General features: G+C 70.4%; 12 protein-coding genes and 2 pseudogenes. 5 read left to right on the forward strand and 9 right to left on the reverse strand.

Annotated features, from left to right (window positions below; all coding sequences use genetic code 11):
* Window positions 1-78: 78 nt before the first annotated feature.
* Complete coding sequence (locus tag QK442_RS25160) at window positions 79-285, reverse strand: hypothetical protein (RefSeq protein ID WP_282696332.1); 207 nt, start codon at window positions 283-285, stop codon at window positions 79-81.
* A gap of 175 nt (window positions 286-460) precedes the next feature.
* On the opposite strand from QK442_RS25160, the gene QK442_RS25165 reads away from it, so the two are divergent.
* The 5 genes from QK442_RS25165 (at window position 461) to QK442_RS25185 (ending at window position 5,257) form a co-directional block, all read left to right on the forward strand.
* A complete protein-coding gene (locus QK442_RS25165) occupies window positions 461-1,708 on the forward strand; it encodes a Twin-arginine translocation pathway signal (protein ID WP_282696333.1) in 1,248 nt (415 codons plus the stop codon).
* A gap of 1 nt (window position 1,709) precedes the next feature.
* Window positions 1,710-2,030 (forward strand): 4a-hydroxytetrahydrobiopterin dehydratase, encoded by a 321-nt coding sequence (locus QK442_RS25170; RefSeq protein ID WP_282696334.1) that lies wholly within the window; start codon window positions 1,710-1,712, stop codon window positions 2,028-2,030.
* 268 nt (window positions 2,031-2,298) lie between these two features.
* Window positions 2,299-3,438 (forward strand): tyrosine-type recombinase/integrase, encoded by a 1,140-nt coding sequence (locus QK442_RS25175; RefSeq protein ID WP_282696335.1) that lies wholly within the window; start codon window positions 2,299-2,301, stop codon window positions 3,436-3,438.
* The gene (locus tag QK442_RS25180; protein ID WP_282696336.1) at window positions 3,435-3,761 is read left to right on the forward strand and encodes a helix-turn-helix transcriptional regulator; all 327 of its coding nucleotides are present in this window, start codon (window positions 3,435-3,437) and stop codon (window positions 3,759-3,761) included. The genes QK442_RS25175 and QK442_RS25180 overlap by 4 nt, the downstream gene beginning before the upstream one ends.
* 227 nt (window positions 3,762-3,988) lie before the next feature.
* Window positions 3,989-5,257, forward strand: coding sequence for a hypothetical protein (locus QK442_RS25185; RefSeq protein ID WP_282696337.1), 1,269 nt, complete (start codon window positions 3,989-3,991; stop codon window positions 5,255-5,257).
* A 16-nt stretch (window positions 5,258-5,273) separates the two neighbouring features.
* Here the strand turns inward: QK442_RS25185 and QK442_RS25190 are convergent, their stop codons facing one another.
* From QK442_RS25190 to QK442_RS25225, 8 genes and pseudogenes are all read right to left on the reverse strand, one after another.
* Window positions 5,274-5,912 (reverse strand): SMI1/KNR4 family protein, encoded by a 639-nt coding sequence (locus QK442_RS25190; protein ID WP_282696338.1) that lies wholly within the window; start codon window positions 5,910-5,912, stop codon window positions 5,274-5,276.
* Window positions 5,913-6,037: 125 nt separating this feature from the next.
* Complete coding sequence (locus QK442_RS25195) at window positions 6,038-7,279, reverse strand: helix-turn-helix transcriptional regulator (RefSeq protein ID WP_282696429.1); 1,242 nt, start codon at window positions 7,277-7,279, stop codon at window positions 6,038-6,040.
* Between the two features lie 110 nt (window positions 7,280-7,389).
* Window positions 7,390-7,749 (reverse strand): transcriptional regulator, encoded by a 360-nt coding sequence (locus tag QK442_RS25200; RefSeq protein WP_282696339.1) that lies wholly within the window; start codon window positions 7,747-7,749, stop codon window positions 7,390-7,392.
* 52 nt (window positions 7,750-7,801) lie between these two features.
* Window positions 7,802-8,449, reverse strand: a pseudogene (locus tag QK442_RS25205) (hypothetical protein).
* A gap of 45 nt (window positions 8,450-8,494) precedes the next feature.
* On the reverse strand, window positions 8,495-8,815 hold the full coding sequence (locus QK442_RS25210) for a type II toxin-antitoxin system prevent-host-death family antitoxin (RefSeq protein WP_282696340.1): 321 nt from the start codon (window positions 8,813-8,815) through the stop codon (window positions 8,495-8,497).
* 216 nt (window positions 8,816-9,031) lie between these two features.
* Window positions 9,032-9,781: a precorrin-4 C(11)-methyltransferase gene (gene cobM / locus QK442_RS25215; RefSeq protein WP_282696341.1), complete on the reverse strand. Its 750-nt coding sequence runs from the start codon at window positions 9,779-9,781 to the stop codon at window positions 9,032-9,034.
* Window positions 9,778-11,025 (reverse strand): precorrin-6y C5,15-methyltransferase (decarboxylating) subunit CbiE, encoded by a 1,248-nt coding sequence (gene cbiE, locus QK442_RS25220; RefSeq protein ID WP_282696342.1) that lies wholly within the window; start codon window positions 11,023-11,025, stop codon window positions 9,778-9,780. Before cbiE ends, cobM begins: the two co-directional genes overlap by 4 nt.
* A gap of 82 nt (window positions 11,026-11,107) precedes the next feature.
* A pseudogene (locus tag QK442_RS25225) lies at window positions 11,108-12,329 on the reverse strand (transposase).
* Window positions 12,330-12,352 lie beyond the last annotated feature (23 nt).

The raw sequence follows: 12,352 nt of genomic DNA on the forward strand, positions 1-12,352 counted from the left end.
CGATGCCCTCGACGATCACTTCTGCCGTCCGGCAGGCCCCATGGACTCCGAACCGGCATTCCGGCACCAGGACTTCGGTCACCGCGCACCTCCGGCCGGGTGCTTCTTGCAGGCTCGGGGGAACCACTGGGTGGACCATCCGGCGCGCCGGTAGCGGCGCGGGCCGAGGTCGACGACGTGACCGGCGGCGAGGGTGACACCGCACCACACACAGTCCTGGCCACGCTGCTGCCGCTGCGTCAACGTGCCGAAACGGGGCAGCTGTACGTCTCCGAGATCTGCCATGACCATCCTTGCCTCCCTCCGTCGGGGGCTTTCCTGCGGTTCGCCGTACGCCCCGGTGGCTGTGGGTCGATGATGTGCGGGCACCCGTCCGCACAGACAGGCCATCGAGTGGCCACGTACGGCCATGTCGCGGCCACGGCCCCGAGGGACCGCGATGACACCTCACACTGGCGGCATGACCCGCAATGACGCCCTCCGCGCCGCGAGACTCCGTGTCGGCTGGCGGTCGGCGGAGATGGCCGCCACGCAACTCACGGCGTGCGGGCGGCGGTTCCTCGACGATCCCCACTTCAACGTCAGCCCAAGAACCTGGCGCAGGTGGGAAGGGTCCCGTCCGGGCTGGCCCTCGGAAGAGACCGCGCTCGTCCTCCACGACGTCCTCGGGCGCTGGCCCGAGCAGCTCGGGTTCACCCCGCCACCGGGCTGGATCCGACCCGAGCACCACGAAGAGACCAGCATGCAGACCGCCGCCTTCCTGGCCGTCACCGCCCCAGCGCTGGTCCCCGGGCCTCTCTCCACACAGCAGGTCGACCCCGCGCTCATCGACTACTTCCAGTCCCAGTTGGAGGGGCACTACCGCGCGGACATGCTCCTCGGACCTCACGACCTCATCGGCACACTGGGGCCGCAGTATCAGCTCATCGACAAGCTGACCCGCTCGGCGACCGGCGAGACCCGCCGGGGTCTGCTCCGCGTCGGCGCCGCCTATGCCGCGTTGATCGGCTGGCTCTACCAGGACGCCGGCGACCTCAGTGCTGCCGCGTTCTGGCGAGGCATCACGCAGGAGACTGCTCTCCGCGCTCGCGACCCGCGTCTCATCGGCTACGCCATGGTGAACTCGGCCCAGGTGAGAACCGACCTCGGTGACGGCGCCGGTGTCGTCGACCTGTGCGAGGCCGCCCTCGCCGACGACCAGGTGGTGCCGAAGATCCAGGTCATGGCCATGCAGCAGCAGGCCCACGGGGCGAGCCTCCTCCGGCACCAGGACCGGGCCGAGGTCGACCGGCTCATCGACTCGGCCGACAGGCTGCTGCCACAGGTCGACGACGACCTGCCGTGGGGCAACGCGTGCAGGCGGACACCCGGCTACCTGGAGGTTCAGCGGGCCACCTGCTACGGCCGTCTCGGTCTCGGTACCGAAGCGAGCCGCCTGTGGGAGCAGGTCCTGGCCGTGGTGCCCGCGAGCGCGCGGCGGGACCGGGGCGTGTACATGGCCCGGCACGCCACCGCCGCCGCGACCGCGCGGCAGCCGGAGCAGGCCGTGGAGATCGCACGGAAGGTGGTGACCATCGCGGTGGAGACCGGATCGGCGAGGATGCGGCGGGAGTTGACCGCGCTGGAGCGGGTCATGCGGCCGTGGCACGATGCGCCGGTGGGCCGGGACCTGGCCGAGGTCCTGGCGCCGGTGACGGAGGGGAGTTGACGTGTCGGACGAGAAGACGCCGTTGTCGGAGGGCGAGATCGAGGCGGCGCTCGCGAGTGTGCCGGGCTGGCGACGGGAGGGCGACGAGATCACCCGGAGCTTTGGGATCCGCTACCACGGCGGAGTCGCGATGATCGTGCACGTCGCCGACGTCGAGCGGCTGATCAGCCACCACGCCGACATCGACCTGCGGTGGGGACGCATCCGGTTCGGGATCACCACCCACGACGCGGGCCACCGACTGACCGCAGCCGACTTCGACCTGGCACGCCGCATCGACGCCATCGCCGCAGCCCATCTCGCCGAGCCGCTGGACGACTGAGTCCGGAGAGGACGAGACGTTCGTCAGGATTCCGGACCGCATAAATCCAGTGATCCGAGCGGAAGTGCCGTGAATTGCATCAGGTGCGACGACTCACCTCTCGCTGGTAGGGGCGCCTGAACAGGCAGGCATCGGCTTGTCGCAGCCCGGAGCCACCGCAGATCTGCCCTGACCACAGGTCGGCTGCCCGCGTGACCTGCGGCAACCCTGCTCGTTCTCATCTAATGAACGATTCATTCGCCCTTCTCGCAGTGTGTAGGGGGTTGGCGTGGGCGGTTCCACATGGAACGTGCCGGGGGCGGCACCGTCGCTGTTCATCGTGGGCGGTGCTCCGCTCCTGCACCCGGAGACCCAGGTCTTCGAGGGCATGCTGGCGGGGTGGCGTGATCAGCAGCTGGCCCGGAATCTGAGCAAGGACACGATCGCGGACCGGCTCCTCGCGGTACGGCGGTTCCAGCGCTTCACCAGCGAGTGGCCGTGGACGTGGCGCCCTACGGATGTTGAGGAGTACACCGCCCACCTGCGGAGCGACGGTAGGGAACGGTCCCACTCCACGATCCGCGGCTATCACGGTCACGTCCGCATGTTCCTGGAGTACGTCGCCGACCCTCGCTACGAGTGGACAGCGGTCAGCGAGCGTCTCTTCGGCAGCCATCCAGCCCAGGTGTTCTTCGAGTGGAACACCGCCGTGCACGCCGCCGAGTACGAAGGCCGGCCCGGCCGCCGTGCTCTGACCAAGGCCGAACTTCAGCGCTTCTTCGACTACGCCGACGACCAGGTGGCAGCCGCCCGAACCTCGGGCCGCAAGGGCTGGCTCCCGGCCATGCGAGACGCGACCGCGATGAAGGCCACCTACGCCTGGGGGCTGCGTCGTCGTGAGGTGATCAAGCTCGATCTCGCGGACTTTGGACACAATCCGCACGCTCCTGAGTTCGGCGACCTTGGCGTGGTCTACGTCCGTTGGGGCAAGGCGTCCAAGGGCTCCGCTCCCAAACGCCGCAGCGTGCTGACCGTCTTTCCCTGGTCGGTGAAGGTGATGGAGCAATGGATCGGCAGCTACCGCACCGTGTTCGACACCGCCGCGAAGAGCGACGCCCTCTGGCCGAGTGAACGGTCACCGCGCCTGGACATGGGGGCTCTTGGAGACCGGTTCGCCGCCTACCGGGATGCACTGGGGCTGCCGCAGGAGCTGACGCTGCACTGCTTGCGCCACTCCTACGTGACGCACCTGATCGAAGCCGGCTACGACCCGCTGTTCGTCCAGCAGCAGGTCGGGCATTCCTACGCGTCCACCACCGCGCTCTACACCTCCGTGTCGTCGGACTTTCGCACCCGCACGCTGCGCAAAGTCCTGGACGGCACGATCGGTCGAGCGATCAGCACCGCGACCGGGGAAGGACCGCGATGATCAGGCGACTCGGCTACCACTGGCACCTGCGACGGATCATGGCCGCGCACAACATCTGGAAGACCACCGAACTCATCCCCCTCCTGCGCGAGCGCGGCATCAACCTGTCCACCGCACAGGTCTACCGCCTGGTCACCGACCGGCCCGAGCGCCTCTCTCTGCCGGTCCTGGCGGCGCTCTGCGACATCCTCGCCTGCTCGCCCGCCGACCTCATCGAACCGTACGTCGAAGCAGACCGGCGCAAGCGAACGGCTGGTGAGGCGGCCGTCATCGAGATCAATGCCGACTTTCGTCCCGAGCGCGCTCGCATCATCGAGGACTGACCATGCCCGCACCCCGGAAGTACACCTCCGATCCGAGCAGGTACCCATCCTGTGTGCGTTGCGGCTCCTGCTACCCCGCCAGTCGCCACTGGCCCGAGGGCATCGTCTGCTTCTACTGCGTGCGCGCGGCCCGCAACCGCCAGGGAACCTGCGCTGCCTGCGGTCACGAGGGCATTCTCCCGGGGCTCGACGCCGAAGCGCGACCGCTCTGCGTCCGCTGCTGCGACGTGCCGCTCGACGTGCGATGCAAGCGATGCGGCGAGGAGAACCTGGCCAGCGATTCCAATGTCTGTTGGCGGTGCCTGCTCACGGACAGGATCAACAAGCTCCTGGCGGGTCCGGACGGGGAGATACCCGAGAGGCTGCGGCCGCTCGCGGAGGCGATCACAGGGATGCCCCGTCCGAACAGCGGATGGGCCTGGATCCACATGAACCGGCGCGTGCCAGAACTTCTACGCGGTCTGGCAGTTGGGGAGATCGAGCTCAGCCACGACGCACTCGACTCACTGCCGCGATCCAGAACGATCGAATACCTGCGGGGTCTGCTCGTCGCTCACAACTGCCTTCCTTGGCGCGACGAGCACCTGATCGCTTACGGCCGTTGGCTCACCTCGAAGCTCGACACGATCCCCGATGCTGATCACCGGCGCCTCATCGAGCGCTACACGCGGTGGCACGTGATGCGGCGTCTACGACGAGACGACTCCGACCAACAACCCGTAACTGCCAACGCCTTCCTGCGTGCCAAGCAGCACACGACCGTCGCCATCCAGTTCCTTCAATGGCTCGGCGACCGCGGAAGGAGCTTGGACGAGTGCAGTCAGCATGACGTCGATGCCTGGTTCGGTAACGGCACCAGCACGCGCGGGCACGCGAACAACTTTCTCTACTGGGCCCTCAAGCAGCGGCTGGTCAGCAAGCTCGCCGTTCCCTGGGCGCCTCACGGCAACGGCCCTCTCGCGAGCGAGAAGGACCATGTCGAAGCGCTCCGCGCTCTGCTTCTCCATGAGACCCTGCCGGCAGCCCACCGGGCCATCGGCATCATGCTCGTCCTCTTCGGACAACCCCTCGCCAGGGTCGTGACGATGCGCATGGACGACTTCCGTGAAGGCCCGAACGGGCTGGAGGTGAAGCTCGGCAGAGACTGGATCGACGTTCCGGAGGCGGCAGCCGCCGTGATCCGGGTTCATCTCGCTTCTCGCCCTGGCCTGAGCACGGCCGCGAATCCGGACTGCCCGTTGGTGTTTCCCGGACGTATGCCCGGGCGGACGATGCACGTCTACAGCGTTGCGACGATTCTCCGTGCATCCGGGATCCCGGCCATGGCCACGCGCTCCAGAGCCTGGATCCAGATGGTCCGCGAAGCCCCGCCGGCCGTCCTGGCAGACGCCCTGGGCGTGACCCCTCAGACGGCGATGCGCTACGCCGAACGCGCTGGAACGGACTACCTGGGCTACGCGGCCCTGCGAAGTCCCCGGGGACCCGAAGGCGCTTGAGGGAAGCGCCTCCAGGTCAGGAGGTGGCCCAGGCTTCGGCACGCCAGGCCGGCAGCTCCTTGTCCAGCCACTCCTCGACGGTCCTACGCCAAGGATCCGAAGGATCGCTGTCAGCGACGTCGGCCCAGGCGTCTTCCGCCGTGTCGGGGTCGATGAACAGGCTGTCGAGGTAGGCGTCGAAGTTGTCGGCGACCTTCGTGAAGACATGGTTGCCCAGATACCCCGGCCAAGCGATGGCGTGGACGAACGCATGGAGCTGGCCATGAGTGGCCGGGTTCAGGTCCAGGAAGAGGGTGTCGCTGCCGCCGTTGCGGGCGATGGGCAGCAGGCCAGTCAGGGGCACGTTCTCGGCGAGCCACCCGTCGCGACTGCGCCGGTACTCGCCCAGAAGAGTGCCCCAGCCGTACTCACCGGCGTCGTCACGGCCCAACTGATAGAGGCCGTCGAAGCCCTGCACTGGTTCGGGTTCACAAGCCGGGAGGCGGACCGAATAGTCCAGCTTCTCCCCGCCGGCGGCTTCCAGGAACGAGCGGTACGCGGGTGGCAGGGGCAGCCCGATCTCCCGCTCCAGCGCGGCGCACTCGCCTGGGTCGAACGGCCTGAACGGACCGCCCACCAGGCGACCCCGATACCAACGTGAGAGCTCCTCGGACACGGACGGATTGTCGCACCCCGCTACGACATCCCCGAGGGTCTATTCACCCCTCACCAACAGCCGTCCTTACCAACACGTGGGATGCCACCTGGCGGCCGCCGCCTCCGAGCCGGGCCGTACATGAATCAGGAGAACAGGCCCTGGTCATCAAGGTGGAAACGGCTCGACATGCCGCGCAACTGCTGGCGGGTGGAGGCCCGTTCGGCGTACACGATCTTTCGCAGGGTGGCTCTGGCGATGGGGTGGTTGCGGACGAGCTGTGGTGCCAGGCCCTCGGCCTTGCGGAGTTCGGTCAGTGCGCGGTGGCGGTCGCCGTCCCACAGGTAGGCCCGTGCGAGGTCCATGTGGTGGTGTCCCTGGCGGGAGTTGGGCAGGGCTTCGATCGGGCCGGGGTCGGCCTGGTGGTTGAGGGCCAGGGCCCGGCGCTGGTCACTCATCTCCAGGGCGACGCTGATGCCGTGGATCGTGACGTTCCCGGAAGAGAAGGTGAGGGAGTGCCGGTCGTCGAACGGCTCGCCGCCCGTGGCGTCGGCGCGGTCGGCGGCCTGCCGGGCGAGGCCGATGCGGTGCTCGGTCTCGGCCCTGTTGTTCGCCCGCGCCGCCGAGACGGCCGCCCGGAGCTGGATGGAGCCCCAGGCCCGCAGGGCGCGGGGCTCTCCGCGCTCGTACTCGGTCTCGATGCCGGCCAGCGCCTTGTCCGCGAGCGCGAGGGCGTCGGACCAGTCGGCGGTGGCCCACATGTCCCAGACGCGCATCCAGTCGGCGACGGCGGGAAGGACCGGATCACCCGACAGCCGTGACGCCCAGGCGGCCCGCTCGCACGCGGTGGCGACCAGCTCGGGGTGGCCGAGCGCATGGGCGGAGGTGTGGGCGAACTTGCAGCACACGGCGTAGATCCCGAACGCCTCCTCCTGCTCACGCCCATGGGACCGGTCGGCAAGGGCGTGAGCCTCGCGCAGGAGGTCCGGCAGGCTCCGCAGGATCGCCACGTGGGCGGCCGCGTCCCGCAGCCGGTGGAGACCCCTCATGTCCGCCCACAGCTCGGCCGAGGGGCGCGGAGTGCCGTCGAACACGGGGGTGAGATCGTAGCGACGGAGTTCGCGCAGGATCGACGCGGCCGCCGGCTGCCACTGCTCGTCGCTCGGACTGCCCAGGTAGGGACGGGAGATCAGATCGTTGGGATGGTAGTGCAGCGCGGCCGCGATCATGTTGATCAGACTGGTCCGGTCCAGCTCGATCCGGCCCGCCTCGACCTTCGACACCCACGCCTGCGACTTGCGAACGGCCTGGCCGAGGTCGGCCTGCGCCATGCCGAGGCCGAGTCGGCGCCGTTTGATCCGGCGGCCGATGGCCTCCTGTTCCTCCAGCTCGTACGCCGTACGGGAACGGTACCGGCGACCAGAGGCCCGCGTGAGCCCCTTCCCATCGCCTTCCGGGGCCCGGACCGCAGGTGGGCGGCGGGGCAGACCGGTGAGGCTCACCTCGCGCGTCCGGCCGTGATGGCGGGCGCGGGTGCCAGTTCACGGAAAGCCTCCTCCCAGACGACCCGCAGGTCCTTGCTGACGAGGGTGCGCAGCACGGGCCACATCTCGACGAGCAGGTCCCGGTTGAGGTGGCGTACGAGGTCGTCGCGGCCGCCCTCGGCCAGGACAGTGCGGTAGCAGCTCATCCGCAGCCGGGGCCGGTCGAGGTCGTACTCCGTCAGCCCCGACCACGCCAGGTGCAGCGGCAGCCGCACCCGCCCCCGGTCGGGGCCCCGCAGCGCGGAGAGGTCGGCGGGGAGCCGCCGTGCAAACCGCTCGCGCCGGAGCTCGGAGACGGTCGTCTGTCGTGCCATACCTGGTTGTCTCCGCGCTCGGCCATCCCGGGCGAAACACGCGCCGCTGCCGTCAGGCCGTCGGGTAGCCCGTCTCCGCGAGGTCCTCCGCCAGGTCCGCGAGCGTCAGGTCCGGGTTCAGGGCCGTGACGACCTCTTGGGTCAGCGGGCGGAGGGACAGGACGTGGCGGGCGGCTTCGACGGGGACCTCGGTCTCGTAGTAGTACGAGGCCCACTCCGCGTACGCCTCCGCCGAGCGGTCGACGAGCAGCTCGAAGAGGGTGTCGGAGCCGTCGGGCTCGCCGTCGCCCCCGGCGGGGAAGGTGATCGTGCCGGTGCGTCAGGCGGTGTCCGTGGCCGCGCGCCACAGGCACGCGGTGACGGCCGGCGGGCCGTCGGCGTCGGCCTCGGAGACGTACGGGCGGAAGGCCTCCGGTACGGAGTCGAGGACGCCCGGCCACACCTCGGGGTCGTCCCCGTGCGCCCAGGGGCTCATGACCGACTCGTGCGCGAAGCCCTCCGCGTACGCTCCGGCTGGGGAGAAGACGATCCGGTACTCGTCGCCCTGTCCGTCCCGCATCGTCGCGGTGTCCTCGGCGAAGGAGTAGTACCGCGACTCCCACTCGGGGCTCACTATCGCCTCCAGCAGTGCGAGCCCCCGGCAGTGGTCGCGCAGTTCCCCGATGCCCGGCAGTGCCCGGGCCACGTCCTCGACGGTCATGGGCCCATTGGAGCGCACGGCACTGACAGCCGACGGCGGGCCTCGTCACGTGGCTTCCCCCGCGCGCTCCTTCCGGGCGTCGCGGCGGCGCTTGTGCTCGGCGTCGAGTGCGGCCAGCTCGGCGCGGGCGGCGGCCAGTTCGGCCTCCGTGACCGGGCCGTACTCCTCCTCCAGCCAGTCGACCAGTTCCCGGAGCCGGTCGCGGTCACGCTCGCGCCGCAGGCGCAGCACCTCCGCGTCGTCTCCCGCCGGCACCACTCGCGCCACGGCGACGCCGTTCCTGGTCACCGTGACGGTCTCGCCCGCGACGGCCGCAGCCAGGATCTGCGGCGCCTTCCGGTGGAACTCCTCGGTCGTGATCTCCATGGCGTCCATGGTGCTCCACGTCGACGTGCGGGTCCCCCACCCCGAACCTAGGCTCGACAGCGCAGGAATCCCCGGCAGTCCCCCACGGAACAAGGAGGAATCCCCATGGCGAAGCGCGGCAACAAGAAGCGGGCCCGCAAGAAGAAGAAGGCGAACCACGGCAAGCGGCCCAACGCCTGAGGCGCCGGGCCGCCGGCCGCCTGGCCGCCGGGGCCGTCAGCAGGTGTGGCGGTCCCGGGCCGGGTCGTAGAGGTGGCTGTCGCGGAACTCGGAGGCGGCCAGGGTGCGGCCCACGACGATCACGGCGGTCTTCGTGATGCCGGCCTCCTTCACCTGGTCGGCGATGTCCGCGAGGGTGCCGCGCAGGACGATCTCGTCGGGGCGGCTGGCCATGGCGACGACGGCGGCGGGGCAGTCCTCGCCGTAGTGGGGGACGAGTTCGGAGACGATCCGGTCGGCGTAGCGGGCGCCGAGGTGGAGGACGAGCAGGGCGCCGCTGCGGCCGAGGGTGGCCAGGTCCTCGCCCTCCGGCATGGGGGTGGCCTGCTGGGCGATGCGGGTGAGGATGACCGTCTGGCCGACCGTGGGGACCGTGAGCTCGCGCTTGAGGGCGGCGGCGGCCGCCGCGAAGGCCGGGACGCCGGGGACGACCTCGTACGGGATGCCGGCCGCGTCGAGGCGGCGCATCTGCTCGGCCATGGCGCTGAAGACGGACGGGTCGCCGGAGTGGAGCCGGGCCACGTCCAGGCCGGCTTCGTGCGCGGCGGTGATCTCCTCGACGATCTCGTCCAGGTGCATCTTCGCCGTGTCGACCAGCCGCGCGTCCGGCGGGCACTCGGCGAGGAGCTCGCGGGGGACCAGGGAGCCCGCGTAGAGGCAGACTCCGCAGGCCGCGAGGGTCCTCGCGCCGCGCACGGTGATGAGGTCGGCGGCGCCGGGGCCCGCGCCGATGAAGTAGACGGTCATGAGTCGGTGGAACCCTTCGTTACGGACCATTGGGTGACCGGCATCGCCGCGCGCCAGCCGGTGAAGCCGCCCACGGGGACGGCGGCGGAGACCGCCAGTCGGATCAGTTCGCCACCGTGGCGGCCGTACCACCGGGCCAGCAGCGCCTCGGACTCCAGCGTCACCGTGTTCGCGACGAGCCGGCCGCCGGGCGGCAGCGCGGCCCAGCAGGCGTCGAGCAGGCCGGGGGCGGTGAGGCCGCCGCCGACGAAGACCGCGTCGGGGGCGGGGAGTCCGGCGAGCGCCTCGGGGGCCGGGCCTGTGACCACGCGGAGGGCGGGTACGCCGAGGGCCGCGGCGTTGCGGGCGATGCGGGCGGCCCGTTCCCCGGAGCGTTCCACGGCGATCGCCCGGCAGTCGCGGTGGGTCCGCATCCATTCGACGCCGATGGAGCCGGAGCCGCCGCCGACGTCCCAGAGGAGTTCCCCGGGGGCGGGCGCCAGCGCGGCGAGCGTGGCGGCGCGGACGTACCGCTTGGTGAGCTGGCCGTCGTGCTCGTACGCCTCGTCGGGCAGGCCGGGCGTGGCGCCGAGCCGCAGGGTGCCGGGGTCGCGGACGCAGTCGAGGGCGAGGACGTGCAGGGCGTCGGTGCGCTCGTACGGCCAGTCGGCGGCGGTTCCGTCGAGGATCCGCTCGGCGGGGCCGCCGAGCTGTTCCAGGACCCGGATCCGGGTGCCGCCCCAGCCCGCCTCGCGCAGCAGCGCCGCGACCCGGGCGGGGGTCTCGGGGCCCTCGCCGAGGAGGAGGACCCTGCGGCCGGGGTGGAGGGCGGCGCGCAGCGCGTCGAGCGGCCTGGCCACGAGCGAGACCGTCTCGACGGCCTCCAGGGGCCAGCCGAGGCGGGCGCAGGCGTACGAGACGGAGGACGGGTGCGGGTGGACGTCGAGCCTGTGGGCCCCGATCGTCTCCGCGAGCGTGCGGGCGATGCCGTAGAAGGAGGGGTCACCGCTGGCGAGGACGGCGAGCGCGCGGCCCTCGTGGGCGGCGAGGAGGCCGGGGACGGCGGGGCGGAGCGGGGACGGCCAGGCGATCCGTTCGCCGGGGCAGGCGTCCTCGGGGAGGAGGTCCAGCTGCCGGGGGGCGCCGATCAGCACCTCGGCGGCGCGCAGGACGCTGCGGGAGGTCTCGGGGAGCCCGTCCCAGCCGTCCGCGCCGATTCCGACGACCGACACCGCCGCTGCCGATACCGATATCGCACCGTTCACGTCCGGGACTCTACTTGAGACCTCCCCTCCCTTAAGGGAGGGGATTCCTCCCCTCTCCAGGGCTGATGTGGGGATTTCTGGCTCAGACCGCCACCGGGGCCGGCGGCCCCAGCGGTCTTACGTCCTCGACACCAGCCGGGTTGAGACCAGCCCGGACCAGCATCACGTGCGCGGAGTTCTTGTCTCGCGGGGAGGAGACTCCGCATCGTGTGCAGGTGTAGGTGCGCATTCCCAGCGGCAGTGCGTGCTTGGCTCTCGCTCCGCAGTGCGCGCAGTCCATCGTGGTGTGCGCGGGGTGTACCAGGTACACGGTCCTGGCGTGTTTGCGGCCCATCTCGATCAGGGCCGTCTTCGTCACGCCGATGGCGGCGTCGGCGGCCTTCTTGGCCATGGTGGACTTGGCGAGGAACTTCGGCCTGAAGTCCTCGACCGCGAGGGCGTCGTGGTCGCGCACGACTTTCTTGGCCCACTTGCGGCCGGTGTCCTGGCGCTGGCGGGCCACCTTCTTGTGCAGCTTGGCGACCTGCCTCTTCGCCGCCTTGTAGCCCTTGGAGCCGGGCTTGCCCTTCGCGGGTTTCCTGCGGGACATCATCCGCTGGTAGCGGGCGAGCCTGGCCGCGGCGTTCCTACCGTGCTGGGCGTGGGGCAGGTCGTGGGCATCGGAGGTGGTGGTGGCGGTCTCCCTCACGCCCCAGTCGATGCCGATCACCGCGCCGGTCTCGGGGAGCGGCTGCACCTCGGCCGGGACGACGAAGGAGCAGTACCAGTGCCCGACGTTGTCTTGATAGACCCGCACACTGGAAGGCACGACCGGAAGGTCCCGCGACCACACCACGGTCAGCGCGATGCCACCTGCCAGGTGCAGTTTCCCGTCCTTGAGACGGAAACCACGCCGGGTGTAGTTCAGGGACGGCAGTGCCTCGCGCTTCTTCTTGTACTTCGGCATCCCGGCGCGCTGCCGCAGAGGCAGGCGTTCCTTGATGTCCTTCTGCGCCTTGGCGCGGGACTTCCCGAAGTCACGGATGAGCTGCTGCTGGGGGACGCTGGAGCCTTCACGCAGCCACGCGTTCGCCCCGCGCGCCTCGGTCAGCATGTTGTCGAGCTGCGCCGGACCGCAGGTCCGCGCCTTCGGGGCGCTTGTTGTTCCACTGGTGGATCTGCTGGGACTTGGCGACGCACTCGTTCCAGATCCAGCGGCACCGGCCCCACTCGCCCATCAGCGCGGTGCGGGCGGCGGACGACACACGCAGCCGGAACGTCCACCGGGCGCACCCGGCGTCCTCGGCTACTCGCGTCACCATCATGGCTACACCGTAGCTACACTATG

The sequence above is a fragment of the Streptomyces sp. CC208A genome, from assembly GCF_030010625.1.
Lineage (GTDB): Bacteria > Actinomycetota > Actinomycetes > Streptomycetales > Streptomycetaceae > Streptomyces.